The sequence below is a fragment of the Azospirillum sp. BE72 genome, assembly GCF_031455875.1.
Classification (GTDB): Bacteria; Pseudomonadota; Alphaproteobacteria; order Azospirillales; family Azospirillaceae; genus Azospirillum.
Genome location: NZ_JAVDTO010000007.1, coordinates 22833 through 49714, shown reverse-complemented (window position 1 = coordinate 49714; position 26882 = coordinate 22833). Strand labels below are relative to the sequence as shown.

The window sequence follows — 26882 nt, the reverse complement described above, 5'->3', positions numbered from 1 at the left end:
CGCAAGGGGGTTCCGCAATGCCCGATACGGGGCTGGACGCAAGGGGGTTGGAATACGGCGCCGGAACGGGCACCCGCGGCCATGCGCGCTGCCGGGCTCTGCTGGATGCCGCGGCGGCGCTGTTCGTCGAGAAGGGCTATGCCGGAACGTCGCTCAGCGACGTGCTGCGGGTCGCCGGCGGATCGCGCACGACGCTCTATGCCCATTTCGGCGACAAGGACGGCCTGTTCCGCGCCATGATGGAGGAACATTGCGCCCGCGTGCTGGACGGCATGGCTCCGGACGCCCTCGCCCTGGATGCCCCCGCCGGCAGCGTTTCGGAGCAGGTCGCCGATCCGGAAGAGCGGCTGGTCCGCATCGCGCTGCACATCATGCATGCGCTGACGGAGCCGCAGACGACGGCGATCCTGCGCACGCTGATTTCGGAAGGCGCCCGCATCCCCGACCTCGTCGAGACCTTCGTCCGCGTCGGACCGGAACGCACGCGCGAGCGGATGGCCGGCTGCCTGCGCGAACTGGCCGAGGCAGGACGGATCCGCGTCGCCGACCCTGATGCGGCGGCACAGGCCTTCTGCGGCATGGTGACCGGCAACCTTCTGATGGAGCGGCTGATCCTGCCCGACCGGCCTGTCGACATGCCGGCGGTGGAGGCTTATGTGCGCGCCTGCGTGCATCTGTTCCTTCGCGGCGCCGCCCCGTCCCCGTCGGCCTCCTGACGGCACCGACCCAATCACGCTCCCGAACGAACCGCCAAGCAAGAGGCCCGTAGAATGCGCCCCGGAATGCAATCAGGAATGCCGAAGGACATCGTCGTTTTCATCGAGGCGGACGAGGAGCGGGCGGGCCGGCTCGCCTATGCCGCCGCCCTGGCGCAAAGCTGGCAGGCGCACCTGATCGCCACCTTCGTCGTCAACCGGCTGGAACTGACCCCCGGCAGCGGCTTCGCCCGCGGCGGCGGGCTGGAAGCCATGCTGCGCCAGCATCAGACCGCCACCCGCAACGCGGCGGCGGAGGCGCGGACGCTGTTCGACCGCATCGTCGCCGACACCGGCATCAGCGGCGAATGGCGCCTGTCCGACCATGAGGATGGCGAGGCGCTGATGCTCCACGCCCGCCATGCCAGCCTCGCCATCGTCGGTCCGCCGCTGCGGCCGACCCGGCCGGCGCGGATGCTCAGCCTGTCGGAGGACGTGATCTTCGCCTCCGGCCGCCCCACCCTGCTTCTGCCGGCCGGCTGGCCGTCGCACCGCATCGGCCGGCGCATCGTCGTCGGCTGGAACGGCAGCCGCGAGGCGGCGACCGCCATCGCGCTCGCCATGCCATTGCTGAGCGCGGCGGACATCGTGCATCTGGTCGTGGTGCCCGAAGCGCGCCCGAACGGCCTGCTCGGCGGCGATCCGGGGGCCGACATGTCCCGCCATCTGGCGCGCAACGGAGTGGAGGTGGTGCTGGAACAGCGCCCCGGCACCGATGCCGGCACCGTGCTGCTGGACCATGCGCGCACAGTGGATGCCGACCTGCTGGTGATGGGCGCCTATGGCCGGCCGCGGATCAGCGAATTCGTCTTCGGCGGGACGACCCGGACGGTTCTGGCGAAGGCGAACACGCCGATCCTGCTGTCGCGATGACACTGCCGGAGAAGGGGCCCCTGCGTCTTTTTTACAGCTCGCGCCGGTCCCCCTTCCCGGTGCAGACGTTCTACAGTGGCGCACGCGCATCGGCGTGGAACGGATAATCAGACCGGACGCGGGCACCGCCGCGCCGGAGGAAAGCGCATCATGACGAGCAGCAGCCACAAGGCCGATGTCGCCGCCGGAGCCACTGCCGGACCGGCACCGGCGGGACCCGCCACCTGCGGACCGCGGGGACTGGCGCGCCGGCAGGCGATCCTCACCGCCGCGCGGCGGCTGTTCATCGAAAAGGGGTTCGAGAAGACCACGCTCAGCGACATCATCGCCGTGGCCGGCGGCTCCCGTGCCACGCTGTACGAGCATTTCGGCGACAAGGAAGGCCTGTTCCGCGCGATCATGGAGGAGGACAACGCCATGATCCTCTCCGGCCTCGCCCCGGCCCAGGCCGACGACCGCGTCACGCCGGAAGCCGGGCTGACCGCCTTCGCCCTGCATCTGGTCAAGGCCCTGCTGAACGAGGAGACGACCGGTACGGTCCGCATCCTGATCTCCGAAGGCGACCGCGTGCCGGACATCGCCGAGGCCTTCTTCCGCATCGGCCCGGAAAACGCCATCCGCCGCCTTGCCGAGTATCTGCAACGCCTCTCGGACAGCGGCACCCTGAAGATCGAGGATCCGGCCGTGGCCGCCCAGGCCTTCCTGGGCATGGTCACCGGCAACCTGCTGATGCGCCGCCTGATCCTGCCGCAAAGCGCGCCGGCCATCCCCGACCTCGACCGCTATGTCCGGCAGGCGGTGCGGCTGTTCCTGAGCGGCGCCCACGCCTCGGAAACCGCGACTCCAGGATGAGACGCGGCGGCGGTCAGATCGTCTCCGTAGCCTCCTCCCCCACCCCGCGGTCGCGGTCGGCCTTGGTCAGCGGTTCGGCAATCTCCTCCAGCCCCTTGCCTTCGGCATCGACACCGTAGATCAGGGCGACCACGCCACCGAACATCATCACCACCGACCCCAGCACATAACCCCAGAACAGCGGGTCGCGCTCCGTACCCTCCCCCACCAGCCAGCCGAACAGCAGCGGCCCGGCTGAGCCCACCACCTGGGCGATGGCGAAGAAATACGAAATGGCCTGCGCGCGCACCTCCAGCGGAAAGATCTCGCTGACCGTCAGGTAGGCCGACGACGCGCCCGCCGAGGCGAAGAAGAAGGACACGCACCAGAACACCGTGTGGGTGTCCGCCGTCAGCACCCCCTGCCGGAACAGGAAGGCGGAGACCAGCAGCACGGTTCCCGCCAGCAGATAGGTGCTGAAGATCATCCGCCGCCGCCCCACCGTGTCGAACAGCGGCCCCAGCAGCAGCGGACCGATCAGGTTGCCGGCGGCGAAGGGAAAGAAATAGAGCGCCGTTTGTGACGGGTCGAGATGATAGAAATTCTGCAGGACCAGGGCGTAGGTGAAGAAGATCGCGTTGTAGAGGAAGGACTGCGTGACCATCATCGTCACGCCCAGGAAGGTGCGTGACGGATATTGCCGGAAGAAGACGTCCACCAACTGGGCGTAGGACACCGAATCTTCGGGGATGATGGACATGGCCCGCCGCGGATCGACCGGCGGCAGCGTCTTTCCCTGCTCGCGGACGCTGGCCTCGATGCCGTCGACGATACGCTCGGCCTCCTCCTCCCTCCCGTGGGTGACCATCCAGCGCGGGCTTTCCGGGATGAAGCGGCGCAGATAGATGATGAACAGTCCCAGGAAGGGACCGATGAAGAAGGCGATCCGCCAGCCGAGATCCTCCGGCACCAGCGAATGGTCGAGAAGGAAGACGCTGCCGACGGCGCCGATCATCGCACCGCCCCAATAGGTGCCGTTGATGGCGATGTCGACACGGCCGCGGTAGCGGGCGGGGATCAGTTCGTCGATGGCGGAATTGATGGCGGCATATTCGCCGCCGATCCCCATCCCGGCGACGAAGCGCCAGAGATAGAGGAACCACGGCGTCCAGGCGAACCCGGCGATGCCCGACGCGATCAGGTAGATCGCCAGTGTGGTGATGAACAGCCGCTTGCGTCCCCAGCGGTCGGTCAGCCGCCCGAAGAAGAGCGCCCCGACCACCTGCCCCATGAGATATATGGTGCCGGCAAGCCCGACCTCGGCGCTCGACATGCCCAGGCTTTCCTTGTAGCCGGAGGCCGAGATCAGCTGGATTTCGATGCCGTCCAGGATCCAGCTGACGCCCAGCCCCACCACGACCATCCAATGGAAACGGGCCCAGGGCAGCCGGTCCATCCGGGCGGGCACGAGGCTGCTCACCGCGGCATTCCGCGGCGCGGAGCCCAGAGCGGCGCTTTGTCTGGCGGTCATGGCGGACGGCACTCCTCGTGCTGATGGAAGGACCGGGTGAGGCGTTCCGGCTGCGGGTGAAACGTCCCGTCGCAATGGAAGGTTTCGCCAGCGCCCCGTCCGAGCACCCGCCAAACATCTGGTACACGAATTGTCACGACTCTCCTCATTTTCCGTTGCGTATTTGGATCGATCCAATTAGCTTGTCCAAAGACTGAGGGGGCACCGGGACGGCGACCGCGAAGGCCGCCACAGCCCAGGCAACGACACCCGGGCGATGACCCTGGATGGATGCCCGACGGACAAAGGCGATCCGCGCGACGCCGGCCCTTGGACAAGCCGGTACGACGCGGGTGCGGAGGAACGGCCGTGACCTATGACTTTCAATTCGACGCGGTGTTCGCGTCGTGGGACATGCTGCTGGGCGGGGCTTGGCTGACGATTAAGCTGTCGTTCGGCGCCATGGCCATCGGGCTGGTGGTCGCCATCCTCTGTGCGCTGGGCAAGACCTCCGGTCCGAAACCGGTGCGCTGGCTTATCAACGCCTATATCGAGGTCATCCGCAACACGCCCTTCCTGGTCCAGATCTTCCTGATCTTCTTCGGGCTGCCGACCATCGGCCTCAGGCTGTCGCCGGACGTGGCGGCGCTGATCGCGATGGTCGTCAATGTCGGGGCCTATGCCACCGAGATCATCCGCGCCGGCATCGAATCCATCCACAAGGGCCAGATCGAAGCCGGATTGGCGCTGGGGCTGCGCCCGCTGCAGGTCTTCCGCTATATCGTGCTGAAGCCGGCGCTGCGCACGGTCTATCCGGCGCTGACCAGCCAGTTCATCCTGCTGATGCTGAGCTCCAGCATCGTGTCCGCCATCTCCGCGGACGAGTTGACCTCGGTCGCCAACAACATCCAGTCGCAGACCTTCCGCAGCTTCGAAATCTACATCGTCGTGACCGGCATCTATCTGGTGCTGGCGCTGATGTTCTCGGCCCTGTTCGCCGGCATCTACCGGCTGGCCTTCGCCTATTCCGTCGACCGGCGCTGAAGGAGGCCGCAAGATGATCCGCGCCTTCGGATACAACGAGTTCCTGTTCCTGCTGAGCGCCGTGCAGTGGACGCTGCTGCTGTCGGCCATCGCCTTCATCGGCGGCGGCATCGTCGGCCTGTTCGTCGCGCTCGGCCGCACGTCGGACGTGAAGCCGCTGCGCTGGCTGGCGACCGGCTACATCCAGGTCTTCCAGGGCACGCCGCTGCTGATGCAGTTGTTCCTGGTCTTCTTCGGCGCCACCGTGATGGGCATCGACATGAGCCCGTGGGTGGCCGCGGCACTCGGCCTGACGCTGAACACCAGCGCCTTCCTGGGCGAAATCTGGCGCGGCTGCATCCAGTCGGTGCCTCGTGGGCAATGGGAGGCGGCGTCCGCGCTCGGCCTGCGCTATCCCGGCCTGATGCGCTACGTGATCCTGCCGCAGGCGGTGAAGGTCGCGGTACCGCCGACCGTCGGCTATCTGGTCCAGGTCATCAAGGGCACCTCGCTGGCCGCCATCATCGGCTTCGTCGAGCTGACCCGCGCCGGCCAGATCGTCAACAACGCCACCTTCCAGCCCTTCCTGGTCTTCGGCATCGTCGCCGCGATCTATTTCGCGCTGTGCTGGCCCCTGTCGCTGCTGAGCCAGCGGCTGGAAGCCCGCTACGCCGCTCCAACACGCTGAAACCCTAAAAATGCATTCGGAGGAAACACCCATGGCCTTCACCGTCACCCGCCGCCTGATCGTCGCCGGCGCCCTGATGACCACCGCAATCGGCCTGACTGCCACGGCGAACGCCCAGAGCGTCGAGGACATCAAGGGCAAGGGCAAGCTGACCGTCGGCATGCTGGTCGACTTCCCACCTTTCGGCATCACCACCGCCGACGGCAAGCCGGACGGCTACGACGCCGACGTCGCCAAGCTGATGGCGAAGCACATGGGCGTGCCGGTGGACATCGTGCCGGTCACCGGTCCGAACCGCATCCCCTACCTGCTGACCGGCAAGGTGGACGTGCTGGTCGCGTCGCTCGGCATCACGCCGGAACGGGCCAAGCAGGTCGCCTTCTCCGACCCCTATGCCGCCATCGAGATCGGGCTGCTCGCCCCGCAGAAGTCGCCGATCGCCAAGGCCGAGGATCTGTCGGGCAAGAGCGCCGGCGTCGCCCGCGCCAGCACCCAGGACCAGTCGCTGACCGCGGCGGCGCCGAAGGATGCCCGCATCATGCGCTTCGACGACGACGCCAGCGCCGTGCAGGCCCTGCTGTCGGGCCAGGTCGATGCGCTGGGCGTCAGCAACGTGGTGGCGCAGCAGATCAAGACGATGGCGCCTCAGGCCAATTACGAGATGAAGTTCGTGCTGAAGAGCCAAGTGCAGGGCGTCGCCATGCGCCAGGGCCAGGACAAGCTGCAGGCCTGGGTCAACGGCTTCCTCGACACGGTGAAGAAGAACGGGGAGCTGAACGCCATCCATCAGAAGTGGCTGGGCACCGACCTGCCGGCGGCGGTCACGTCCGGCAAGTCCTGAGCTTGAAGCAACCGCATTTCCCCGGTGGAGGGTAGAACCATGGCAGTGGCGTCCGGACCGATGAGCGCGGATGTCGTCATCCGCATGGAAGGCGTCCAGAAATGGTACGATCACTTCCAGGTGCTGAAGGACATCGACCTGGAGGTCCACCGGGGCGAGCGGATCGTCATCTGCGGCCCGTCCGGATCGGGAAAGTCGACCCTGATCCGCTGCATCAACCAGCTGGAACGCCACCAGAAGGGCCGCATCACCGTCAACGGCGTCGAGCTCGGCCCCCATCACCGCCAGCTCGACACCGTGCGGCGGGAGGTCGGCATGGTGTTCCAGAGCTTCAACCTGTTCCCGCACCTGACCGTGCTGGAGAACTGCATGCTCGCGCCGATGAAGGTGCGCGGCACGAACAAGGCCGAGGCGAAGGCCACCGCGCTGCGCTATCTGGAGCGGGTGCGCATTCCCGAACAGGCCGACAAGTATCCCGGCCAGCTGTCGGGCGGCCAGCAGCAGCGCGTCGCCATCGCGCGGTCGCTCTGCATGAACCCGAAAGTGATGCTGTTCGACGAACCCACCTCCGCGCTCGACCCCGAAATGGTCAAGGAGGTGCTGGACACCATGATCGGATTGGCGGAAGACGGCATGACCATGCTGTGCGTGACGCACGAGATGGGGTTCGCAAAGTCGGTCGCCCACCGCGTGATCTTCATGGACCGCGGCGAGATCGTCGAGCAGAACACGCCGGAGGCGTTCTTCTCCGCCCCGAAATCGGAGCGGACGCGGAGCTTCCTCGGCCAGATTCTGGCTCACTAGGACCTTTTCGTTCCACCAAGGACAGTCGTGATGAAGCCCGAAATCCTCCTCGTCGAACCCATGATGCCCGCCATCGAGCAGGCTCTGGACGCGGCCTACACCGTCCACCGCCTGTCCGCCGCGACCGACCGCGACCGGCTGGTCGCCGAGTTGGCAGACCGGGTGCGCGCCGTCGTCACCGGCGGCGGGACCGGCGTGAAGAACGCGGTGGTCGACGCCCTGCCGAAGCTGGGGATCGTCGCCATCAACGGCGTCGGCACCGACGCGGTCGATCTGGAGCATTGCCGCGGCCGCGGCGTGCGCGTCACCAACACGCCCGACGTACTGACCGACGACGTGGCGGACCTCGCCATCGGGCTGCTGATCGCCGCCTCGCGCCGCATGGCGGTGGGCGACCGCTTCGTCCGGGCCGGGCAGTGGCCGACGGGCAAGCTGCCGCTCGCCCGCAAGGTCAGCGGCAAGCGGCTGGGCATTCTGGGGCTGGGCCGCATCGGCGAGGCCATCGCCAAGCGCGCCGAGTCCTTCGGCATGACCATCGCCTACACCAACCGCAAGCCGCGCGACGGCGTGTCCTACCGCTTCGTCGCCTCGCCGGTCGATCTGGCGCGGGAAAGCGACATCCTGGTGGTGGCGGCGTCGGCCGGGCCGGACTCGCGCAACATGGTGGGCCGCGACCTGCTGGACGCGCTGGGGCCCGACGGCATCCTGGTCAATGTCGCCCGCGGCAGCGTGGTGGACGAGCCGGAGCTGCTGGCGGCATTGACCGAAGGCCGGCTGGGCGGGGCCGGGCTGGACGTCTTCGCCGACGAGCCCAATGTGCCGGAGGGCTTCTACGGCCTCGACAACGTCGTCCTGCAGCCGCATCAGGCCAGCGCCACGGTGGAGACGCGCACGGCGATGGGCCAGCTGGTGCTGGACAATCTGGACGCCTTCTTCGCCGGCCGGCCCTTGCCGACCGCCGTGGTGTGAGGCTCCGCCACCGTGGCCCAGCCGCCGGATAGCAGCAAACCGGGCAACGACCGCATCACCCTGACGGAGGTCGCCGGCCATGCCGGGGTGTCGCGGTCGACGGTGTCGCTGGTGCTGCGCGGCAGCCCGCTGGTGGCGGCGGAGACGCGGGAGCGGGTCCAGGCCGCCATGGCGGCGCTGGGCTACATCTACAACCGCGGCGCGGCCACCCTGCGCGCCGCCCGCACCCAGACCATCGGGCTGCTGGTCTGCGAGCTGAACAACCCCTTCTATGCCGAGCTGACGGCGGGGGTGGACGATGTGCTGGACGCCGAAGGCTTCGTCGCCTTCATCGCCAACACCGCCGAGCAGCCGGAGCGGCAGGAGCGCTTCCTGCAGCGGATGCGGGAACACAATGTCGACGGGGTGATCCTCTGCCCCGCCGCCGGAACGCCTTACGACCTGCTGGAGCGTCTTGACCGCTGGCGGCTGCCCTGCGTCCAGTCCCTGCGCTTCTTGTCCGACCGGGGCCGCGACTATGCCGGGGTGGATTACCAGGCGGGTGTGGAGACGGTCGTCGACCATCTGGTCTCCCTCGGGCACAGCCGGATCGCCTTCGTCGGCGGGATGCTGGACCATTCCGCCTACGCGGCACGCCATGCCGGTTTCATCGCGGCGATGCGGCGGCATGGGCTGGCGGACGATCTGGTCCTGCGCTGTCCGTTGACCAGGCGTTCGGGTGCCGAGGTGGCGGACGATCTGCTCCATCGGCCGCAGGCCCCGACGGCAGCCCTGTGCTACAACGACGTGGTGGCGCTGGGGCTGATGCTGGGGCTGGAGGCGCTTGGCCTCAGGGCCGGGCGCGATCTGGCCGTCACCGGCTTCGACGACGTGCCGGAGGCCGCACTCAGCCGCCCGGCGCTCACCACCGTCGCCACCTCCGCAAGGCAGATCGGGCAGGAAGCCGCCCGCCTGCTTCTGCGCCGCATTGCCGACCCGCAGGGCCCGCCCGAGCGGATCATCCTGCCGAGCCGGCTGGTCGTCCGCCAATCCTGCGGCGCTCCCACTCATTCCACCCACCATAGAGACCTGTCATGACCGATACCGTCGAGGCCCTGATCGCGGCACGCGAGACCCGCAAGTGGCTGACCGGGCTGGAAAGCCGCCCCGCCGACGAGGCGGAGGCCTATGCGATCCAGGACGCCGTCGCCCGCCGCCTGGGCCCCGTCACCGCCTGGAAGGTCGGCGCCGCCACGCCCGACGCCGAGCCCTTCCGCGCGCCGATCAACGCCGCCACCGTGTTCGAGGGCACCGACCATCTGCCGGCCAACCTGTTCCAGGTCATCGGGGTGGAGGCGGAGATCGCCTACCGCTTCGGCAGCGACCTGCCGGCGCGCGAGCAGCCCTATACGCGGGAGGAGGTTCTGGACGCCGTTGCTTCCGTCCATCCGGCCTGGGAGATCGTCGACACCCGCTACACCGGCTTCGGTAGCCAGGACCGGCTCAGCCACATGGCGGACCAGTTCAACCACGGCGCCCTGATCGTCGGCCCGGCCATCGCCGACTGGCGCGCCCTCGACCCGCTCAAGGAGTCGGTGACGCTGGAGGTCGACGGCGAGACCAAGGTCGATGTCGTCGGCGGCAACAGCGCCGGCGACCCGGTGCGGCTGCTGGTGTGGATGGCCAATGTCGGCGCCCGCAGCTTCGGCGGCCTGCATGCGGGCGAGGTGGTCACCACCGGCTCCTGCACCGGCACCGTCTTCGTCCAGCCGGGCAGCCGGTCGGTCGCCCGCTACGGCACCATGGGCACGCTGACGCTGAAGGTCGACTGAGCGCCTGAGGGGGGTGCCGCGGGGCCGCGATCCTCAAGTCGGATCCCTCAAGCCGGATCCAGAAGACGCGGCCCGGCGCCGCCATCCCCCAGCTCGTCCCACGGGTTGCGCAGCGGGCAGTCGCGAATCGACAGGCAGCCGCAGCCGATGCAGCCGTCGAGATTGTCGCGCAGTCTGGTCAGCTTGGTGATGCGCTCGTCCAGTTCCTGCCGCCAGCGCTCCGACATGCGTTGCCAATCGGCGGTGGTGGGGGTGCGGTCCTCCGGCAGGGCGTTCAGCGCGTCGGCGATGGAGGCGAGCGAGATGCCCAGCCGCTGCGCCACCTTGATCACCGCCACCCGCCGCAGCACGTCGCGGGAGAAGCGGCGCTGGTTGCCGGAATTGCGCCAGCTGCGGATCAACCCCTGCGCCTCGTAGAAGTGAATGGTCGAGACCGCCACGCCGGACCGGCGCGCCACTTCGCCCACCGTCAGGTCCTTGTCGTATTCCTCCGGCGACAGCATCCCGGCCCTCCCCTCTGCCGCAACCCTCCGTCCCGCCAGTGTGCAGCCATTTCCGCTTGACCTCAAGTTCTGTTGAGGTTTTAGCCTGCCCCGACTTTGCCGACCAAACGGGCAATGTGCCGATTGCGTAATCAGGGGGACGGGGACCGTATGACGAGGGGAAAGCTTGCCGCCTTGCGTGACCGTTTGGCGGGATGGGGGGAGTTCGTGTTCCGGCCGATCCTGCCCGGCGCCACGCTGCGCGACCGCATGATCGCCTGCTGCGGCGCCCTGCTGGGCATCGCCGCGACCGGGCTGCTCTGTCGCAACATGCTGACCTACATGTCCAGCGCGCCGGTGCTGGTTGCGCCGATGGGGGCGTCGGCGGTGCTGCTGTTCGCCGTGCCGGCCAGCCCGCTGGCCCAGCCCTGGTCGATCGTCGGCGGCAACACGCTGTCGGCCATCGTCGGGGTGCTGGTCGCCGCCGTCATTCCCGACCCGATGCTGGCGGGGGCCGCCGCGGTGGCGCTCGCCATCGCCACCATGTCGTTGACCCGCTGCCTCCACCCGCCGGGCGGGGCCGCTGCCCTGACTGCGGTGCTGGGCGGGCCGGCGGTGACGGAGATGGGGATCAAGTTCGCCTTCTTCCCCGTCGCGGTGAACTCCATCCTGCTGCTGACGGCCGGGCTGATGTTCCACCGGCTGTCCGGCCACCGCTATCCGCACAAGGCGGTGAACACCCACCGCACCAGCGATCCGCCGCCGCAGCTGCGCCCCGGCCTGATCCAGGGCGACGTGGACGAGGCGCTGCGCACACTGGCCGAGACGCTGGATGTCAGCCGCGAGGATCTCGGCGCGCTGCTGGTCAACGCCGAGTTGCATGCGCTGGAACGCCTGCATGCCGACATCAGCTGCCGGGACATCATGTCCCGCGACGTCGTTTCGGTCACGCTGGACACCCATCCGCAGGTGGCCCGCGCCCGGCTGCTGGAACATGGATTCCGCACCCTGCCGGTGGTGGATGCCCAGAACACCGTGGTCGGCATGGTCGGGCACGAGCAGCTGTCGCACGGCGATACCGGCCGCAGCGGCGCCCGCGTCGCCAGCGTCATGGCCCCGGCGACGGTTGAACTGCCGGACACCCCGGTCTTCCGCCTTCTGGGCCGCCTGTCGGACGGGCGCACCCATGACGTGGTGATCGTCGACCAGAACCGCCGCGTCCTCGGCATGGTCACCCAGACCGACCTGCTGGTGGTTCTGGCCCGCACCGCGCTTGCCCGTGCGGTGCAGACCGGCATCGACGGGCTGAACGGGACGCTTCCGCGCAACCCTCTGCGGGATGTTTCCGGCGGCCGGGCATAGCGGCCGGATTCCGCGCCGCTTCCCCTTTGTCGGCCTCGCGACGGAGGGGGAGTGGAACATTTGAAACAGTGTGAAACAGGAATTCAGGCCTGTTCCACTGTTCAACTCGCAGCCGGGAGGATCTTGCGACGATAGGAGCGGCGAAGATGGCACCCGGCTGCACACGCTCTCTCTCCCGCACTCCGTGACAGGCTATTTTTCCTATCACAAATCGTCCCGAGGGATAAGCGTCGGCTCGAAAACGGTAACGCCCGCTTCTTCGCGATTGGGCTGCGAATGCCTGACTGTTGGTGTCCTGAACTCTGGTGACGGGCACCCTGGAAACCGAGGCGTCACCAGAGTTCAAGGCCGTAATCGCCCACCGTCACCAAAGTTCAGCCGCGCAATCAGGCGATGCGCGCCACCACCCGCTCGTTGATCGGCGGGCGCGAGGGGTAGAGGATCAGCCCTTCGCCCGATTCCTCGACGCGGGCGTCGGGATAGGCGGCCATGGCGTATTTCAGATTCGGGATGAACTTGGTCTTGAACTGGCGGACCAGGGCGTAACCGGCGCCGAACTGGCCGTGCAGCGCCGCCCAGGTGATCGGCGTTGGCTTTTCCAGCGAATGCAGGCGGTAGGCGAGCCAGATATAGACGTCGAGCGCCATCGACTTGCCGCTGATCGCCTTCAGTGCCTCTTCCGCCACCGGAACCGGATGTTCACGCAGTGCCTTGAAGAAGCTGTCGCTGAGCCGCACCGTCTCGGTGAACAGGGTTCCCTGGCGGTCGTCGGGCCGGCGCAGCTGGATGGCGTCGGCGACGATCGATTCCTTGCTTTGCCGCCGGCCGCCGTCGGCGTCGGTGAAGAAGGTGAGATGGCAGGCGGAGAGGCGCGCAGCCTGATCCTCCACATCGCGATAGGCCTTGCCGCAGATCGGGATATCCATCCGCTTCAGCCAGTCATGCATGGAGCCGCCGAGTTCCACCTCCGGATTGCCGGTCTGGATGGCACGGGTCTGGAGATAGAGCAGGATCATCCGCGCCCGGCTGCCGTAGGGCACGCCGATTCGACGGGTGACGCCGTTGCGGTCCTCGATCACACCGGGTTGGATCACCAACTTGACCTTGTGGCCCGGCCGTTCCCAATGCTGGTCGTCGGGAAGCTGGCGGTGGGGCAGCGCCGTCTGGCAGAATCCGGCATAGGTGATGCCGAGCTTGCCGTTCTCCGCGGCCTGGACCGCGGCGGCGATGTCGATCAGCGGCCGTTCCTCGTCCGAAACGAGGGCCAGTGCGCCGTCGCGCCCATGTGTCTCGATCAAACGATGAATGCTGCCCATGCCGCTCTCCCGTTCCTGGTCACCCGCTGCTGGTCTCCATGACCGTCCTGTGACCGCCGGATGACCGAACCTGCCAGATACAACACCCCGGATCGCGCCGAAGGCAATTTGAACCTTGGTGACGCAGGCTAATTGGAAGCTATTTGGAACCAACTATTAGATTCGTCACCAAGGTTCAGGGGATAAGTCCGAGTCGCGTCACCACAGTTCAAGGATGGCGTCACCAGAGTTCATGGGGAAAACCGGGGTGCCTGTGGACGAATCGCGGTGCCGGGAGCCCCGCGGGTTTGAACCTTGGTGACGCCCGGGCAGGCGAGTCGCGGTGAATCGGGCGGGCTCAAGTCGCGGCAGGCGTCACCAAAGTTCAAGGATTCCAGCGGCTAAGTGAGGCGGCCTTGTGGGGCCTTGGCTGCCGGCCATCGGATGGTCGGGTGTTCGCCCATCATCGGCACAGTGTTTGAATTCAATGGCTTACCCGTTATCCTCGCGGAGGCGGGGATCCAGGGAGCGCCGCATGGTAACCGACCGAGTCGGCTAAATTCCTGCCTTCGCGGGAATGACGCACAGAGAAGCGGACGTTGGCTTTCCGGGTTTCGCTGCCGTTCATCGCCCCCTTTCCCGCCGATGCGTCACCAAAGTTCAAACACCCGGTCGAGTCGATCCGGGGCCGCTGGCGTCACCAAAGTTCAAACCATGGCGCCGGATATTTTGGCAGGGCGTCACCAAAGTTCAGGAGTCATGCCGAGTCGTTCCGGATGGGAGCGTCACCAAAGTTCAAACTCCGGAGGCTTGCCACCTCATCCCAGACCATCGGGGCGTCACCAAGGTTCAGGTGCGCCGGCTCCGCGGAACCGGGCGGCGGCAGCGGAGTTGTTTGCCCACGGGGCTGAATTGGCGGGGGACCATGGCGCAGGATGCGATGACCGGTTCGGTGGGAGGATCGGAGACGGACGCCGGCAAGGTGGTGATCGCGGCCATCGCGGCCAATCTGGCGGTCACCGTCACCAAATTCGTGGCGGCGTTCCTGACCGGCAGTTCGTCGATGCTGAGCGAGGCGGTGCATTCCCTGGTCGATAGCGGGAACGAGGCGCTGATGCTGGTCGGGCTGAAGCGGTCGCGGAAGCCGCCCGACGACAGCCACCCCTTCGGCTACGCGCGCGAGCTGTATTTCTGGACCTTCGTCGTGGCGCTGGTGATCTTCGCCGGTGGGGCCGTGGTGTCGATCTATGAAGGGGTGGAGAAGATCCTGCACCCCCAGCCGATCGAATCGCCCTGGATCAACTTCGTCGTGCTGGGCATCGCCGTGGTGATGGAGGGGGTCAGCTGGCTGGTGGCGCTGCGCGCCTTCAATGCCCGGCGCGGCGACGCCGGCGTGTTCGAGACCGTCCACGCCAGCAAGGACCCCACCATCTTCATGGTGCTGTTCGAGGACAGCGCCGCCCTGGTCGGCCTGATCATCGCCGCCGCCTGCCTGTCCGCCGACCTGCTGCTGGACCAGCCGGTGTTCGACGGCATCGGGTCGGTGCTGATCGGGCTGGTGCTTGCGGCCACCGCCGGCTTCCTCGCCTATGAGACGAAAAGCCTGCTGATCGGCGAATCGGCCCGTCCCGATCTGGTGCGCGGGGTGCGCGCCCTGCTGCGGGAGGAGCCCGCCATCGAGCGCGTCAACGAGGTGCTGACCACCCATCTCGGCCCCGAGGTGGTGATCGTCAATCTCAGCCTCGATCTGCGGGACGAGGTGAGCGCGGGCGAGGTGGAGAAGGCCCTCGCCCGCATCGACCGGCAGGTGAAGGAGCGCTTTCCGGAGATAAGCCGCGTCTTCACCGAATTGCGGGCGGGCGGGCCGGTTCCGGGGTGATTGTTGTGGCAACTCGCCGCGCCTTCCATTGACAAAGTTCCGGCAACTTGCTCAGACTCCGCCCGCCCGGATGGCCGTCCAGATCGGGGCCGGAGTTGAGGGGGGAAGTGACGGAAATGCAGTCGATTGGGGGCGACGAGATGCGCCAGCTGCGCGAGCGTCGCGGCGAGAACCAGACGCAGTTCGCCGAATGGCTGAACGCGCAGCTTGGCCGCAGCTATACCAAGGCACGGATCAGCCGCTGGGAAAGCGGGGCGGAGCGGATCCCGCAGCAGCTGGTCGATTTCCTGACCCGCCACAAGGCGGACGAGCGCCCCCGCGCCGCCACATATCTGGCGGTCGCCAACCAGAAGGGCGGCGTCGGCAAGACCGCGACCGCCGTCAACCTCGCCTATGCCCTGACCGAAGGGGGCGCGCGGGTCCTGCTGATCGACTGCGATTCGCAGAGCAACGCCACCGTCCATGTCGGCATCGGCAACGCCGCCATCGTCGCGTTGGAGCAGCAGCGCAAGACACTCTATTACGTGCTGCGGTCGGAAGAGCCGCTGACCTCGGTCATCATGCCGACGGCGGAGCGCGGTCTGGATCTCGCCCCCGCCGGGCTGTCGCTGGCCGACGCCGACGTGGAACTGGCGGCGGATTCCACCGGCGGGCTGATCCTGCGGGAGAAGCTGGACGAGGTGCGCCACGCCTATGATTTCGTGGTGATGGACTGCGCGCCGAACCTGGGGCTGGTGACCGCCAACGCCCTGTCGGCGGCCGAGCTGGTGGTGGTGCCGGTGCAGACGGAGGCGCTGGCCCTGCTGGGCGTCAAGCGGCTGATCGACACCATCGGTCGCATCCGCCGCCGGGTGAACCCGACCCTGCGCATCGCCGGCATCATCCCGACCATGTACAACGACCGGCTGACCCAGGACCGCGCCACGCTGCAGGAGCTGCACGAATCCTACGCCGGTCAGGTGCCGGTCTTCGACCCCATCCCGCGCGCCACCGTCTATGGCAAGGCGGCCGCCGCCGGCATGATCACGCTGGCGGGCGATCCCAAGGCGCCGGGGGCCGAGACCTTCCGCGAGGTGGCGCGCCAGATCCGCGCCTATGCCCAGAACCGGGAGTTGCCGCATGTCGCGTAAGTTCGAACGCAAGACCCGCGAGCTTCTGGGCGGCGCCGGCGAGCCGGGCGGCGTGGCGGGGGGCGCCATGACGGGCGGGCTGACGGTGGGCAGCGACCGGCTGTTCGGCACCTCCGCCGGTTTCCCGCATGTGGTGGAGCTGGACCTCGACCGCGTCCACCGCAACCCCGACCAGCCGCGGCGCCATTTCGACGAGGCGGAACTGCGCGGCCTGGCATCCTCCATCGAGCGGCACGGGCTGCAGAACCCGATCCTGGTCCGCCCGCTGCCCCAGGGCGAATATCTGCTGATCGGCGGCGAGCGCCGCGTGCGCGCGCACGAGATGCTGGGCCGCAAGACGGTCTTCGCCATCCTGACCTCCGGCGATCCGGACGAGATCGGGCTGATCGACAACGTCCAGCGCGTCGATTTGAACGCGGTGGAATATGCGGCGGCGCTGGCCCGGCTGATCGACAAGCACGGCTACACCCATGACGAGCTGGCCGCCGTGGTCGGGCGCGACCGCACCGACGTGACCAAGCTGCTGGCGATCATGAGCCTGCCGGCGGAGATGCGGGAGGAGTATGCGACCGCCTTCGCCCATGTCTCGCGCTCCGTCATGATCGAGATCGCCGCCGCCCCGGCGGAGCTCCGCGCCGAGCTGTGGGAGCGGGCCAAGGAGGGGGCGAGCGTCAAGGCGGTGCGGCAGGCCAAGCGGGACCATGCCCAGGGGACTATTGCGGGTGGTGCTTCAGAAGCCACTCCGCCGGAGCCCGGCCCGAAGGAGGCGATGCGCTCGCTGCAGGCCAGCGTGAAGCGCATCATGCGCGATGTCGCCGTGGTGCGCGAGCAGCGCCGCCACCTCGACCCGGACAACCGCGAGCGGCTGATGCGGCTGCGCGCGGAGATCGATGCGATCCTGGAGGGGGTGGATGACGGGGTGGAACACGGGGCCTGACCGCTCAGGCCGCCAGCCGGCGGCTCCAGAAGGGGCGGTCCCGCCAGCGGCGCTCCAGCCCGTACCAGGCGTGCAGATGGGCGCGGTAGGCGTCGCGGATCGGCGTCAGGCCGGCGGCATAACCGGAGAGAGCGTTCGCATCGCCGGACAGATGGCGGTCGGCGGCCTCCGCCGCGGCGAGGCCGGTGTAGAGCGCGTTGAAGATGCCCTGGGACGACAGCGGGTCGAAGCCCAGGGCAGCGTCCCCGACCGCCAGCCAGCCCTCGCCCGAGGCGGGTGACAGCGTGCTGCTGTGGGCGGCGCAGAAACCGCCTCTCCCCTCCCCCTGCCCTTCCGGCGTGAAGCTGCAGGCGCGCAATGACTCCGAAAGCACGGGACAGCCGGGCAGCCGGCCCAGCAGCGATGCGGCGTCACGGGCATCGGCTGCGGCGGGCAGGTCGGCGTCGGTGTGGAAGGCGACGACCCGGCGGCCCTCGGGCAGCGGGGCGCTGTACCACCAGCCATCCGGTTCCGCCTCGATCCAGGTCAGGCCGGACTGGCGGCCGGGGGCGTCCATCCCATGGATCCAGCCGCAGACCAGCCGGTCCGACACCGTCCGCCGGGCGCCAAACCGCTTCGCCAGCGGCGAGCCGCGCCCGCCGGCATCGACCAGCAGGCGGGCGCGGACGGGAAGGCGGCGGCCGGCGGTTTCAACCTCCAGCAGCCAGCCCTCCCCTGCCCTGTTCACCGACAAGAGCTGGGCCGGGACCAGTAGCGCCGCACCGCGCGACACTGCGACCCGGCGCAGCCAGCCGTCGAAACGGCCGCGGTCGAGGTGCCAGCCCGGCCCGTCGAGGTCGCGCAGGTTGTCGGCCTCGACCGGCTGCGGACCGCCCCAGACCGACCGGCCGCCATGGCAGGGGGAATGGCCTTCCGCCAGGAAAGCCTCCCACAGCCCCATGTCGGCCAGCAGGCGGCGGGCCGCCGGGGCCAGCGATTCGCCGATGCGGACGGCAGGGCCGTCCCGCCGGTCCAGCACCAGCACCCGGTGCAGCGGCGCGAGGTTGAGGGCGAAGGCGGCCCCGGCGGGGCCTGCCCCCACCACAACCACGTCGGCCACGACCGCATCCGGCTCGATCGCGCCTGTCCGGATCACCGCAGCCCGCGCGGGAAGCGGCGGACCTTGTCGATCCGGCTGAGATCGACCGGCTGGGTCGCCCGCAGCCCACCGCCGCCGCCCGACGGGGCCGGCGCCTTGCTGGACAGGGTGCGGTGGGCGGTGCGGACCGCCTTGGTGTCCACCGTGTCGTCCACGTCGGGGATGGGGATGTGCTGGTCCTCCACCTCGATCAGCGGCGGGAACAGCTTGGCGCCTTCCGGATCGGTCGGGCCGGGATTGACCTCCACCACGCCGAGATGGTCGAAGTGATGGATCATGTTGTTGATCTGGTCGGTGTAGCTGGTGGTGCCCAGCGGCGCCACCCAGGCGGCGCGGTTGGCGAAGGCGGCCAGACGCACCTGGGCCGGCTGGGCGGCGTCCATTACGATTCCGTAGTTCTCGCGGGTCAGCACCTCGTTCGGCACGCGGGCCGGCCAGAAGGTGGGGACGTTGGGGTCGTAGCCGGGATCGTAGCCGGAGCGGCAGCTGCCGGTGTCGGTCTGCCACGGCACCGCCATCCAGCGGGTGATGCCGCCGGGAAGCTGGCCATAGAGCGGGCCGTTGGGGATGGTCACCGTATCGCTGGACAGGATGGCGCCCATGCCCGGCTCGACCCAGCCCTTGGGCGCATGGGCGAAGCGGAAGGGCTCCATATACATGGTGGAGGCGCGGACCGGCCACGTCATCTCGCAGCCGGGATGGAAGGCGTCGGCCAGGCAGAAGTCCAGCGCGGCGCGGGTCAGCACCTCGCCCTGCTCGTCCAGCGGAACCTGATCGAACTCGGTGTAGACCGGGACCTTGCCCCAATCGTCGTCGAAGTCGCCGGCGACCCACTGGTCGAGGAATTCCAGCTGGGTTTGGGTCAGCGAGTTGTATTGCCGCGGCGTCTGCGCCGGCGGGATGCTCATCGCGTCGCCATAGACCCAGGGCCAGGGCATCGGCGACCAACTGTCGACATCGTCATGCCGGAAGGAGTTCTTCAGCACCCGCCGGGTTTCCTGGTTGGCGAGGCTGCGGTCGTTCAGCCGCGCGATCCATTCCGGCTTGGTGAAGTCGTTGGCGGAGTTCCAGCCGAACCCGGCGGCGAACCCGGCATTCACCCATTGCAGCCCGGTCATCCGCTCGAACACCGGGTAGATGTCGTGGGTGAAGGAGGGGCGGGCGGGCTTCGGCAGGGATCCTGCCTGGATCGCCACGTCGCGCATCAGGTCCCACATGGTGCGGACGGACTTGCGCTGCGGCCCGTAATTCGGCGGCGCCACGACGATCCAGGCGGGGGTGACCGGCAATTCCATGCCGTTCAGCCTGACCACCGCATCGACCGGCCCGTCCGAGGTGTCGTCGTGCCAGCCCTCGTTGTTGCCGAAGGTGATCGCCTTGGTGCCGTTGTAGGACGAGGAGAAGCCGCGGCCGCCGGTGACCAGCAGGCGATGGTCGCCCTCCTCGCACCACATGCGGCCGAGATAGACCGGCTCGCCCTGGTGCATGAACTTGCCGGCGACCAGCTTGCGGCTCTGCTTGCCTTGGCCGGCGTGGATCTTGTGCTCGCCGGCATCCAGCACCAGCGCCTCGCGGTCGGTGACCGTCGGGTTGCGCAGCGTCGACGGATCGGCCGAGGCCGCTTCGGGAATGTCGAGCGCCAGCTGGAAGCTGTACCAGGCCGATTTCTGGTTGGAGAGATGGACCTTCCAGGTGATGTCGGCGCCGCTGTCGGCGGCGGTCAGCTCGCGGACGATCCGGCCCATGGCGTTGACGCCATAGATGCGGAAGCGCGCGGCCTGCGGCAGCAGCCGGCCTTCGGCGTCACGATAGGGGTTCTGCGCCGGATCGTCGCCGGCCATCAGCGGCTTCGGGTTGGGCACCTCGGGACCGACGACATAGCCCTCCGGCGCGTTGCCGATGCGGGCGATGCCGATGGGCGGGTAGATCACCGCCTTGACGATGCAGTCGTCCTTCGGCAGCGGCGGCGCCTGGGTGCGCGGCTGCGTCGACTGTTCCAGCGGCTGGCCGTTGGCCTGATGGCGGACATCGGCGCCGTGGTTGTAGACGACCTTGCGCACTGCGGCGATGCTGCCCTGCGGCGCCTGCTCCACCGGCGTGCGCCAGATGTTGAAGGCCAGCTCCTGCCCATAGTCGCCCTGACCGCGTGCGCAGACATCCTGCTTCGGCAGGACCAGCGTCGCCACCGGCTGGTAGGGGTATTGGTCGGTCGGCCATTCCTCCGTCGCCTTGTCCAGCGGATAGCCGGCGCTTTTGGGAACCACCTGCACCATGAAGGTGAAGCGGTATTCGTTCTCCAGCAGCCGGTTGGCGAGGTCGGTGGCGAGATAGTTCTTGTCGTCGGTCGGCACGTTGACCGCCGGATGCCCCGGCGGCGGCGTTTCCGGCACCAGCGAGTATTTGGCGTAATTGTCGGGGCCGAAATCGAATGGCAGGATCGCCCAATATTGGGTGGTCAGCACGCTGCCGTCCACCTGCGCCGACATGGCGTTCAGGATGCCGTCGGTCTTCGGGTGTTTCTTGAGATAGCCGGGATAATCCTTCAGGACCGTGCCGGCATAGGTGAACTCGCACATCTCCTCCGCGTTATCGACGAAGAAGACGGGAAAGTTCTGCATGACGAAGTCGGCGACGTCGCCCGTCTCGCCCAGCGCGTTGACGCCATCGACGCCCCAGACCTTCAACCCGATGCCGAGCGTCGAGCCCAGATCCGGCGAGGTCGGGCTGGTGTCGCTGGAGAAGCGCACCCAGGCCGGCAACTCGTCCCTGGCGAAGACGCCGACGCGCAAGCACTCCGGCCGGTTCGGGTCCATCACCAGCCGGCCTTGGGCGGCGCCGTGCAGCTTGCGGAACACCGCGCGTTCCGCCGGCGTCTGGCCCAGCGCGATGCGCTTCATCTGGCCCATGGCGATGAACATCTCGTCCAGCCGCTGGGTGGCGTTGGTCGCGCAGTCGAAGCACGGGGGAATCGGGGAGGAATCTTTGGCCGTCATACGCTCCGTCTCCTGAATCGTCCGGCGGGGGTGCCGGGAAGGGTGGATACGCGGATGAAAAAGTTGTTTCGATGAATGGAATTTCCCGTTACGTGAGTCGTGCTTACGCGAGCACTCCAGGGGTTTCCACTGTAAATAATCTGTATCGCCCACATTTTTTCCGTATGGGAGAGTGAGCGGTGATAGCCTCCGTTGGGGTTGAGTAAAATCGTCGATATTCGTCTCGCCGATTCGGGGGCGCCGATGTGGGGCGTCCCACAGTCCTGCCCCAGAGTCATGCCCCACGGTCATGCGTTGCGCGGGTGTGACTCCCTCTGCCCCGCTCTCCCCGGAGGGAGAGGGGATTCCGCCTTCCCCGCGCCGGTGTATGATGGGCGCGCCATTCCGCAGGGGGCCGACCGAGAATGACCGACAATTTCTTCGACATCGCTGCCGCACGCTTCCCCGCCGATGCCGACGCCCCGTTCATCGAGCTGGAGTCCGGACGCCGCTACAGCTATCGCGACCTGAGGGAGATCAGCGGCCGCTATGCCCGGCTGCTGACGGAGTTGGGTGTCGCCAAGGGCGACCGGGTGGCGGTGCAGGTGGAGAAGTCGGCGGAGGCGGTCTTCCTCTATCTCGCCTGCCTGCGCGCCGGGGCGGCCTATCTGCCGCTGAACACCGCCTATACCAAGGCCGAGGTCGGCTATTTCCTGGGCGATGCCGAGCCGAGGGTCTTCGTCTGCACGCCGGTCAACGCGGCGGCGCTGGCCGACACCGCGAAGGGCGCCGGGGTGGGGACCCTGCTGACGCTGGGGACCGATGGTGACGGCAGCCTTCCGGAGCGGGCGGCGGGGCTGGATGCGGACTTCGCGACGGTGCCTTGCGCGGCGGACGATCTGGCGGCGATCCTCTACACCTCCGGCACCACCGGGCGGTCGAAGGGGGCGATGATGAGCCACCGCAATTTGTCCTCCAACGCCGCCACCCTGCACCGCATCTGGGGGTTCCGGCCGGACGACGTGCTGCTGCATGCCCTGCCGATCTTCCACACCCACGGGCTGTTCGTCGCCACCAACTGCGTGCTGATGAACGGGACCGGCATGCTGTTCCTGCCCAAGTTCGATGCCGACGCCGTTTTCCGCCTGCTGCCGCGGGCGACCGTGATGATGGGGGTGCCGACCTTCTACACCCGCCTGCTGGCCGACCCGCGCCTGACGCCAGAGGCGGCGGCCCATATGCGGCTGTTCATCAGCGGCTCCGCCCCGCTGCTGGCCGACACCCACCGGGAGTTCCGGGAGCGCACCGGCCACGCCATCCTGGAACGCTATGGGATGACCGAGACCGGGATGCTCACCTCCAACCCGCTGGACGGCGACCGCATCCCCGGCACCGTCGGCTTCCCCCTGCCCGAGGTGTCGGTGCGGGTGGTGGACGAGAAGACGGGGGAGCCCGTGGCGGATGGCGGGATCGGCGTGCTGGAGGTGAAGGGGCCGAACGTCTTTTCCGGCTATTGGCGCATGCCCGAGAAGACGGCGCAGGAGTTCCGTCCCGGCGGCTGGTTCATCACCGGCGATGTCGGGCGGATCGACGGGCGGGGCTATGTCCACATCATCGGCCGCGCCAAGGATCTGGTGATCACCGGCGGATTCAACGTCTACCCCAAGGAGGTGGAAACGGTGATCGACGCCATCGACGGCGTGGTGGAGTCCGCGGTGATCGGCGTTCCGCACCCGGACTTCGGCGAGGCGGTGGTGGCGGTGGTTCTGCGCCGGCCGGGTGCGGAAGCGCTGGATCAGCTGGCGGTGATCGGCGCCTGCAGGGAGAAGCTCGCCAACTTCAAGGTGCCGAAGGCGGTGGCCTTCGTGGAGGAGCTGCCGCGCAACGCCATGGGCAAGGTGCAGAAGAACCTGCTGCGGGAGACGTGCAAGGGGCTGTTCGGCTGAGCGCGGGGGCTGGCCGCGCCTTCCAAAAAATCGCTTGTCCATCATCGCCGCCGGGAGCAAAGCTCGCGCACCCAGCCCGCCCTACCCCTTTATAAGGTGTAGAGGGGCGCCGACCTTCCCTTGCGTGCCTTGCGATGATGACCCATTTCCGCCGCACCGCCCTGCTGCTGGGGCTGGTGGCGGCCTTGTCCGTCTCAGCCTTGTCCGTCTCAGCCGTGGCCGGACAGCGCAGCTATGCCGCCACCCATGGCGCCGCTCCCTTCGAGACGGAGCATCTGATTCCGGGGTCCGACCTCGACCTCGAACAGGTCGATCTGACTCTGCCGGGGACCAATGTCGTGGCGCTGACCATCGACGACGGGCCGGACGCGAACGACCCGCGCATCCTCGACATCCTGCGGGCCCATGGGGCGAAGGCGACCTTCTTCTACATCGGCGCCAAGATCCCCGCCCATCAGGAGATCGCCCGGCTCGTCGCGGCATCGGGCAACGAGGTCGGCAGCCACACCCAGACCCACCCGATGACCACCGACCTGAAGCCGGCCCGGAGCGAATGGAATCTGGCGCAGGCGGAGGCGGCGCTGGCCTCGGTCGGAGTGACGGCGGCCTGGTTCCGGCCGCCCTACGGCGATGTCGACGATGCGCTGGCGGCGCTGGCGCGCAGGCATGGCATGGCGACGGTGCTGTGGACCGCCGACAGCCAGGATTGGAAGGACACCGGCCCCGACATCGTCCGTCGCCGCGTGGTCGAGCGGCTGGCGCCGGGCGCCGTCGTGCTGATGCACAGCACCAAGGCCTCTTCCGTCGCGGCGCTGCCGGCGATTCTGGAGGAGGGAGAGCGGCGGGGATACCGCTTCGTCACCATGACGGAATGGGAGGCGGCGATGCGCGATGCGGTCACGCCGTCGCTGGCGCTGCTGCATCCGGCGCCGCATCGGCGGTAACCGCCGCTGACTATCGCCAGAGATGCAAGGATGTCCCATCGGCGGGGATGGCATGCTGATGTAGGATGGCGGCCGAGCAGCGCCCGATGTCCGCGGCGGCTGCCGGGAATGCCGCCATGCCAGTCGAGCCCTTCACCCTGATCCTTTCCCTGCTTCAGCAGATGTGCGTCTATCTGGTGATCGCCTATCTGCTGAGCCGGACGCCGCTGTTCCTGCCGCTGACCCATGTGACGGTGCGCTGGCCGCACAAGCTGGCCTGCTACGTGATCTTCTCGATCTTCTGCATCATGGGCACTTATTTCGGCCTGCACATCGACGACAGCATCGCCAACACCCGCGCCATCGGCGCGGTGCTGGGCGGCATCTTCGGCGGGCCGTCGGTGGGGCTGGCGGTCGGGCTGACCGGGGGCATGCACCGCTATTCGCTGGGCGGCATGTCGGCGGTGGCCTGCGCCATCTCCACCATGGCGGAGGGGCTGATCGGCGGTCTGGTCCATCGCCACATGGTGCGCCAAGGCCGGATCGAACCGCTGTTCAACCCCTTGCGCGTCGGCGCCGTCACCTTCGTCGCCGAACTGGTGCAGATGCTGATCATCCTGGCGGTGGCCCGTCCCTTCGAGGCGGCGGTGCATCTGGTCGAGGTGGTGGCGGCGCCGATGATCGTCGCCAACACGCTGGGGGCGGCGCTGTTCATGCGCATCCTGCTGGAGCGCCGCGTTCTGGACGAGAAGCAGTCCAGCGCCTTTTCCGCCAAGGCGCTGAAGATCGCCGCGCGCTGCGACGGCGTGCTGCGCGGCGGCTTCAACAGCGAGAACAGCACCCGCGTCGCCCGCATCATCTATGAGGAGACCGGCGTCGGTGCCGTCGCCATCACCGACCGGGAGAAGCTGCTGGCCTTCATCGGCATCGGTGACGATCACCATCTGCCCGGCACGCCGATCAGCTCGCGCCAGACGCATCAGGCCATCGCCAACAACCAGGTCATCTACGCCGACGGCAACGAGGTGGCCTATCGCTGCTCGATCAGCCCGGCCTGCCGGCTGGGGGCGGCGCTGGTGATCCCGCTGGTCGGCGAGGATGGCGGGGTGATCGGCACCATCAAGCTGTACGAGCCGAAGACCAAGATCTTCTCCACCATCAACCGGACGCTCGGCGAAGGCGTGGCCCGGCTGCTGTCCAACCAGATCCTGGCCGGCCGTTACGAGCAGCAGAAGGCCCTGCTGGCCCAGTCGGAGATCAAGCTGCTGCATGCGCAGGTGAACCCGCATTTCCTGTTCAATGCGCTGAACACCATCTCCGCCGTCATCCGCAACGATCCGGAGCGGGCGCGCCAGCTGGTGCAGAACCTGTCGACCTTCTTCCGCAAGAACCTGAAGCGCCCCAGCGAGACGGCGACGCTGGCCGACGAGGTCGAGCATGTCAGCGCCTATCTGCAGATCGAGCTGGCGCGCTTCACCGGCCGGCTGGCGGTGGAGATCGACGTTCCGGATGATCTGCGCCATGCCGCACTGCCGGCCTTCTCTCTCCAGCCACTGGTGGAGAATGCGATCAAGCACGGCACGGCGCAGCTTCTCGGCGACGGCCATGTCCGGATCGCCGCGAAGCGGGAGGGCGGCGACCTGCTGCTGTCGGTGGAGGACAATGCCGGGCTTTACGAGGCCAAGCCGGGCGGCGACGGGTTGGGGATGACCATCGTCGACCGCCGCATCCGCAACCGCTACGGTGAGGCGTATGGCGTTTCGATCGCCTGCGATCCGGACGTCTTCACCCGCGTCACCCTGCGCCTGCCCCTCCCTGTCGAAGAGACCGTGCCCGCATGAAGGTCCACCGCCAGATGGCCCGTTCCTTTATGGTCTGCCCATGATGAACATCCTGATCGTCGACGACGAACCGTTGGCGCGGGAGGAACTGCGCCGGATGCTGGAGGAGGCCGCCGACATCCGCGTCGTCGGCGAATGCGCCAACGCCATCGAGGCGATCGGGGCCATCAACCGGCAGACCCCGGACGTGGTGTTCCTCGACATCCAGATGCCGCGGGTCAGCGGGCTGGAGATGCTGAGCATGCTCGACCCCGACCGCATGCCGCGGATCGTCTTCCTGACCGCCCATGACGAGTATGCCGTCAAAGCCTTCGAGGAGCATGCCTTCGACTACCTGCTGAAGCCGGCCGATCCGGCGCGGCTGGCGAAGACCCTGCAGCGCCTGCGCCGCCAGCATGCCCCGCAGGAGGTCGGCGTTCTGCCGGGGGCGGCCGAACTGCGCCACATCCCCTGCACCGGGGTCAACCGCATCACCCTGATGAAGCTGGCGGACGTCGAGTATGTCGTCTCCCGCCCGGCCGGCGTCTACGTGGTGGGAGAGGATGGGCAGGAGCGCTTCACCGAACTGACGCTCCACACCATCCAGGAAAAGAGCCAGCTGTTCCGCTGCCACCGCCAATTCCTGGTCAACCCGGAACGCATCCGGGAAATCCATTTCGTCGACGGCGGTCTGGCGGAGATCCTGACCACCGGCGGCCACACCGTGCCGGTCAGCCGGCGCTTCCTGGGGCCGCTGAAGGAACGGCTGGGGATGGGGTGAGGCTGCGGGGTGGCCTCGCAAGCCCTTCACCCTGCGAGGGGTGAGGGGCTTCGTCAGCGAATAAGAACGACGCGCATCCGATGGACAAGCGCATCGGGCCGGTGTACAAACC

At 68.0% G+C, this 26882-nt stretch carries 23 protein-coding genes; 18 read left to right on the top strand and 5 right to left on the bottom strand.

Annotation, left to right across the window (positions count from 1 at the left end; genetic code table 11):
• Positions 1-17 precede the first annotated feature (17 nt).
• The 3 genes from J2Y49_RS18640 to J2Y49_RS18630 all read left to right on the top strand — a co-directional run bounded on the left by J2Y49_RS18640 (position 18) and on the right by J2Y49_RS18630 (position 2480).
• Complete coding sequence (locus tag J2Y49_RS18640) at positions 18-716, top strand: TetR/AcrR family transcriptional regulator (RefSeq protein WP_310116369.1); 699 nt, start codon at positions 18-20, stop codon at positions 714-716.
• Positions 717-794: 78 nt separating this feature from the next.
• Complete coding sequence (locus tag J2Y49_RS18635) at positions 795-1628, top strand: universal stress protein (RefSeq protein WP_310116368.1); 834 nt, start codon at positions 795-797, stop codon at positions 1626-1628.
• Positions 1629-1778: 150 nt separating this feature from the next.
• Positions 1779-2480, top strand: coding sequence for a TetR/AcrR family transcriptional regulator (locus tag J2Y49_RS18630; protein ID WP_310116367.1), 702 nt, complete (start codon positions 1779-1781; stop codon positions 2478-2480).
• Positions 2481-2493: 13 nt separating this feature from the next.
• On the opposite strand, the gene J2Y49_RS18625 is transcribed toward J2Y49_RS18630, so the two are convergent.
• Positions 2494-3990 carry an MFS transporter gene (locus J2Y49_RS18625; protein WP_310116366.1) on the bottom strand — a complete coding sequence of 499 codons (1497 nt, stop codon included), beginning with the start codon at positions 3988-3990 and terminating at the stop codon, positions 2494-2496.
• Positions 3991-4338: 348 nt separating this feature from the next.
• Between J2Y49_RS18625 and J2Y49_RS18620 the strand changes: the two genes are divergently transcribed.
• The 7 genes from J2Y49_RS18620 to J2Y49_RS18590 are packed head-to-tail and all read left to right on the top strand — an operon-like array spanning position 4339 to position 10105.
• Positions 4339-5013, top strand: a complete 675-nt coding sequence (locus tag J2Y49_RS18620) for an amino acid ABC transporter permease (protein ID WP_194914855.1) — start codon at positions 4339-4341, stop codon at positions 5011-5013.
• Between the two features lie 13 nt (positions 5014-5026).
• Entirely contained in the window at positions 5027-5680 is a 654-nt protein-coding gene (locus J2Y49_RS18615) for an amino acid ABC transporter permease (protein ID WP_149222499.1), read from the top strand.
• A 31-nt stretch (positions 5681-5711) separates the two neighbouring features.
• Positions 5712-6521 carry a transporter substrate-binding domain-containing protein gene (locus tag J2Y49_RS18610; RefSeq protein ID WP_310116364.1) on the top strand — a complete coding sequence of 270 codons (810 nt, stop codon included), beginning with the start codon at positions 5712-5714 and terminating at the stop codon, positions 6519-6521.
• Positions 6522-6560: 39 nt separating this feature from the next.
• A complete protein-coding gene (locus J2Y49_RS18605) occupies positions 6561-7325 on the top strand; it encodes an amino acid ABC transporter ATP-binding protein (RefSeq protein WP_310116363.1) in 765 nt (254 codons plus the stop codon).
• Between the two features lie 30 nt (positions 7326-7355).
• A complete protein-coding gene (locus tag J2Y49_RS18600) occupies positions 7356-8294 on the top strand; it encodes a 2-hydroxyacid dehydrogenase (protein WP_310116362.1) in 939 nt (312 codons plus the stop codon).
• Positions 8295-8306: 12 nt separating this feature from the next.
• Entirely contained in the window at positions 8307-9371 is a 1065-nt protein-coding gene (locus tag J2Y49_RS18595; RefSeq protein WP_310116361.1) for a LacI family DNA-binding transcriptional regulator, read from the top strand.
• A complete protein-coding gene (locus J2Y49_RS18590) occupies positions 9368-10105 on the top strand; it encodes a fumarylacetoacetate hydrolase family protein (protein WP_310116360.1) in 738 nt (245 codons plus the stop codon). Before J2Y49_RS18595 ends, J2Y49_RS18590 begins: the two co-directional genes overlap by 4 nt.
• 47 nt (positions 10106-10152) lie before the next feature.
• On the opposite strand, the gene soxR is transcribed toward J2Y49_RS18590, so the two are convergent.
• Positions 10153-10608 carry a redox-sensitive transcriptional activator SoxR gene (soxR, locus tag J2Y49_RS18585; RefSeq protein WP_310116359.1) on the bottom strand — a complete coding sequence of 152 codons (456 nt, stop codon included), beginning with the start codon at positions 10606-10608 and terminating at the stop codon, positions 10153-10155.
• A 150-nt stretch (positions 10609-10758) separates the two neighbouring features.
• Between soxR and J2Y49_RS18580 the strand changes: the two genes are divergently transcribed.
• Positions 10759-11949 (top strand): HPP family protein, encoded by a 1191-nt coding sequence (locus J2Y49_RS18580; protein ID WP_310116358.1) that lies wholly within the window; start codon positions 10759-10761, stop codon positions 11947-11949.
• A 386-nt stretch (positions 11950-12335) separates the two neighbouring features.
• Here J2Y49_RS18580 and J2Y49_RS18575 read toward each other — a convergent pair whose 3' ends face one another.
• Positions 12336-13265 carry a replication protein RepA gene (locus J2Y49_RS18575; protein WP_310116357.1) on the bottom strand — a complete coding sequence of 310 codons (930 nt, stop codon included), beginning with the start codon at positions 13263-13265 and terminating at the stop codon, positions 12336-12338.
• A gap of 919 nt (positions 13266-14184) precedes the next feature.
• Here J2Y49_RS18575 and J2Y49_RS18570 point away from each other — a divergent pair.
• The 3 genes from J2Y49_RS18570 to J2Y49_RS18560 all read left to right on the top strand — a co-directional run bounded on the left by J2Y49_RS18570 (position 14185) and on the right by J2Y49_RS18560 (position 17190).
• A complete protein-coding gene (locus J2Y49_RS18570; RefSeq protein ID WP_310116356.1) occupies positions 14185-15123 on the top strand; it encodes a cation diffusion facilitator family transporter in 939 nt (312 codons plus the stop codon).
• A gap of 116 nt (positions 15124-15239) precedes the next feature.
• Complete coding sequence (locus J2Y49_RS18565) at positions 15240-16253, top strand: AAA family ATPase (protein ID WP_310116355.1); 1014 nt, start codon at positions 15240-15242, stop codon at positions 16251-16253.
• Positions 16243-17190, top strand: a complete 948-nt coding sequence (locus tag J2Y49_RS18560) for a ParB/RepB/Spo0J family partition protein (protein WP_310116354.1) — start codon at positions 16243-16245, stop codon at positions 17188-17190. Before J2Y49_RS18565 ends, J2Y49_RS18560 begins: the two co-directional genes overlap by 11 nt.
• A gap of 4 nt (positions 17191-17194) precedes the next feature.
• On the opposite strand, the gene J2Y49_RS18555 is transcribed toward J2Y49_RS18560, so the two are convergent.
• Positions 17195-18289, bottom strand: a complete 1095-nt coding sequence (locus J2Y49_RS18555; protein ID WP_310116353.1) for a tryptophan 7-halogenase — start codon at positions 18287-18289, stop codon at positions 17195-17197.
• Between the two features lie 32 nt (positions 18290-18321).
• Entirely contained in the window at positions 18322-21321 is a 3000-nt protein-coding gene (locus tag J2Y49_RS18550) for a LodA/GoxA family CTQ-dependent oxidase (protein ID WP_310116352.1), read from the bottom strand.
• 404 nt (positions 21322-21725) lie between these two features.
• Between J2Y49_RS18550 and J2Y49_RS18545 the strand changes: the two genes are divergently transcribed.
• The 4 genes from J2Y49_RS18545 to btsR all read left to right on the top strand — a co-directional run bounded on the left by J2Y49_RS18545 (position 21726) and on the right by btsR (position 26770).
• Positions 21726-23246, top strand: coding sequence for a malonyl-CoA synthase (locus tag J2Y49_RS18545; protein ID WP_310116351.1), 1521 nt, complete (start codon positions 21726-21728; stop codon positions 23244-23246).
• 134 nt (positions 23247-23380) lie between these two features.
• The gene (locus J2Y49_RS18540) at positions 23381-24190 is read left to right on the top strand and encodes a polysaccharide deacetylase family protein (RefSeq protein ID WP_310116350.1); all 810 of its coding nucleotides are present in this window, start codon (positions 23381-23383) and stop codon (positions 24188-24190) included.
• 116 nt (positions 24191-24306) lie between these two features.
• Positions 24307-26010 carry a sensor histidine kinase gene (locus tag J2Y49_RS18535; RefSeq protein ID WP_310116349.1) on the top strand — a complete coding sequence of 568 codons (1704 nt, stop codon included), beginning with the start codon at positions 24307-24309 and terminating at the stop codon, positions 26008-26010.
• 40 nt (positions 26011-26050) lie between these two features.
• The gene (gene btsR, locus J2Y49_RS18530) at positions 26051-26770 is read left to right on the top strand and encodes a two-component system response regulator BtsR (RefSeq protein ID WP_194914551.1); all 720 of its coding nucleotides are present in this window, start codon (positions 26051-26053) and stop codon (positions 26768-26770) included.
• The last annotated feature ends 112 nt before the right edge of the window (positions 26771-26882 follow it).

Excerpts from the sequence above, each read along its gene's own strand:
- J2Y49_RS18640 (WP_310116369.1), top strand. The coding sequence starts at position 18 with ATGCCCGATACGGGGCTGGACGCAAGGGGGTTGGAATACGGCGCCGGA.
- J2Y49_RS18635 (WP_310116368.1), top strand. The coding sequence starts at position 795 with ATGCCGAAGGACATCGTCGTTTTCATCGAGGCGGACGAGGAGCGGGCG.
- J2Y49_RS18630 (WP_310116367.1), top strand. The coding sequence starts at position 1,779 with ATGACGAGCAGCAGCCACAAGGCCGATGTCGCCGCCGGAGCCACTGCC.
- J2Y49_RS18625 (WP_310116366.1), bottom strand. The coding sequence starts at position 3,990 with ATGACCGCCAGACAAAGCGCCGCTCTGGGCTCCGCGCCGCGGAATGCC.
- J2Y49_RS18615 (WP_149222499.1), top strand. The coding sequence starts at position 5,027 with ATGATCCGCGCCTTCGGATACAACGAGTTCCTGTTCCTGCTGAGCGCC.
- J2Y49_RS18610 (WP_310116364.1), top strand. The coding sequence starts at position 5,712 with ATGGCCTTCACCGTCACCCGCCGCCTGATCGTCGCCGGCGCCCTGATG.
- J2Y49_RS18605 (WP_310116363.1), top strand. The coding sequence starts at position 6,561 with ATGGCAGTGGCGTCCGGACCGATGAGCGCGGATGTCGTCATCCGCATG.
- J2Y49_RS18600 (WP_310116362.1), top strand. The coding sequence starts at position 7,356 with ATGAAGCCCGAAATCCTCCTCGTCGAACCCATGATGCCCGCCATCGAG.
- J2Y49_RS18590 (WP_310116360.1), top strand. The coding sequence starts at position 9,368 with ATGACCGATACCGTCGAGGCCCTGATCGCGGCACGCGAGACCCGCAAG.
- soxR (WP_310116359.1), bottom strand. The coding sequence starts at position 10,608 with ATGCTGTCGCCGGAGGAATACGACAAGGACCTGACGGTGGGCGAAGTG.
- J2Y49_RS18580 (WP_310116358.1), top strand. The coding sequence starts at position 10,759 with ATGACGAGGGGAAAGCTTGCCGCCTTGCGTGACCGTTTGGCGGGATGG.
- J2Y49_RS18575 (WP_310116357.1), bottom strand. The coding sequence starts at position 13,265 with ATGGGCAGCATTCATCGTTTGATCGAGACACATGGGCGCGACGGCGCA.
- J2Y49_RS18570 (WP_310116356.1), top strand. The coding sequence starts at position 14,185 with ATGACCGGTTCGGTGGGAGGATCGGAGACGGACGCCGGCAAGGTGGTG.
- J2Y49_RS18565 (WP_310116355.1), top strand. The coding sequence starts at position 15,240 with ATGCAGTCGATTGGGGGCGACGAGATGCGCCAGCTGCGCGAGCGTCGC.
- J2Y49_RS18560 (WP_310116354.1), top strand. The coding sequence starts at position 16,243 with ATGTCGCGTAAGTTCGAACGCAAGACCCGCGAGCTTCTGGGCGGCGCC.
- J2Y49_RS18550 (WP_310116352.1), bottom strand. The coding sequence starts at position 21,321 with ATGACGGCCAAAGATTCCTCCCCGATTCCCCCGTGCTTCGACTGCGCG.
- J2Y49_RS18545 (WP_310116351.1), top strand. The coding sequence starts at position 21,726 with ATGACCGACAATTTCTTCGACATCGCTGCCGCACGCTTCCCCGCCGAT.
- J2Y49_RS18540 (WP_310116350.1), top strand. The coding sequence starts at position 23,381 with ATGATGACCCATTTCCGCCGCACCGCCCTGCTGCTGGGGCTGGTGGCG.
- J2Y49_RS18535 (WP_310116349.1), top strand. The coding sequence starts at position 24,307 with ATGCCAGTCGAGCCCTTCACCCTGATCCTTTCCCTGCTTCAGCAGATG.
- btsR (WP_194914551.1), top strand. The coding sequence starts at position 26,051 with ATGATGAACATCCTGATCGTCGACGACGAACCGTTGGCGCGGGAGGAA.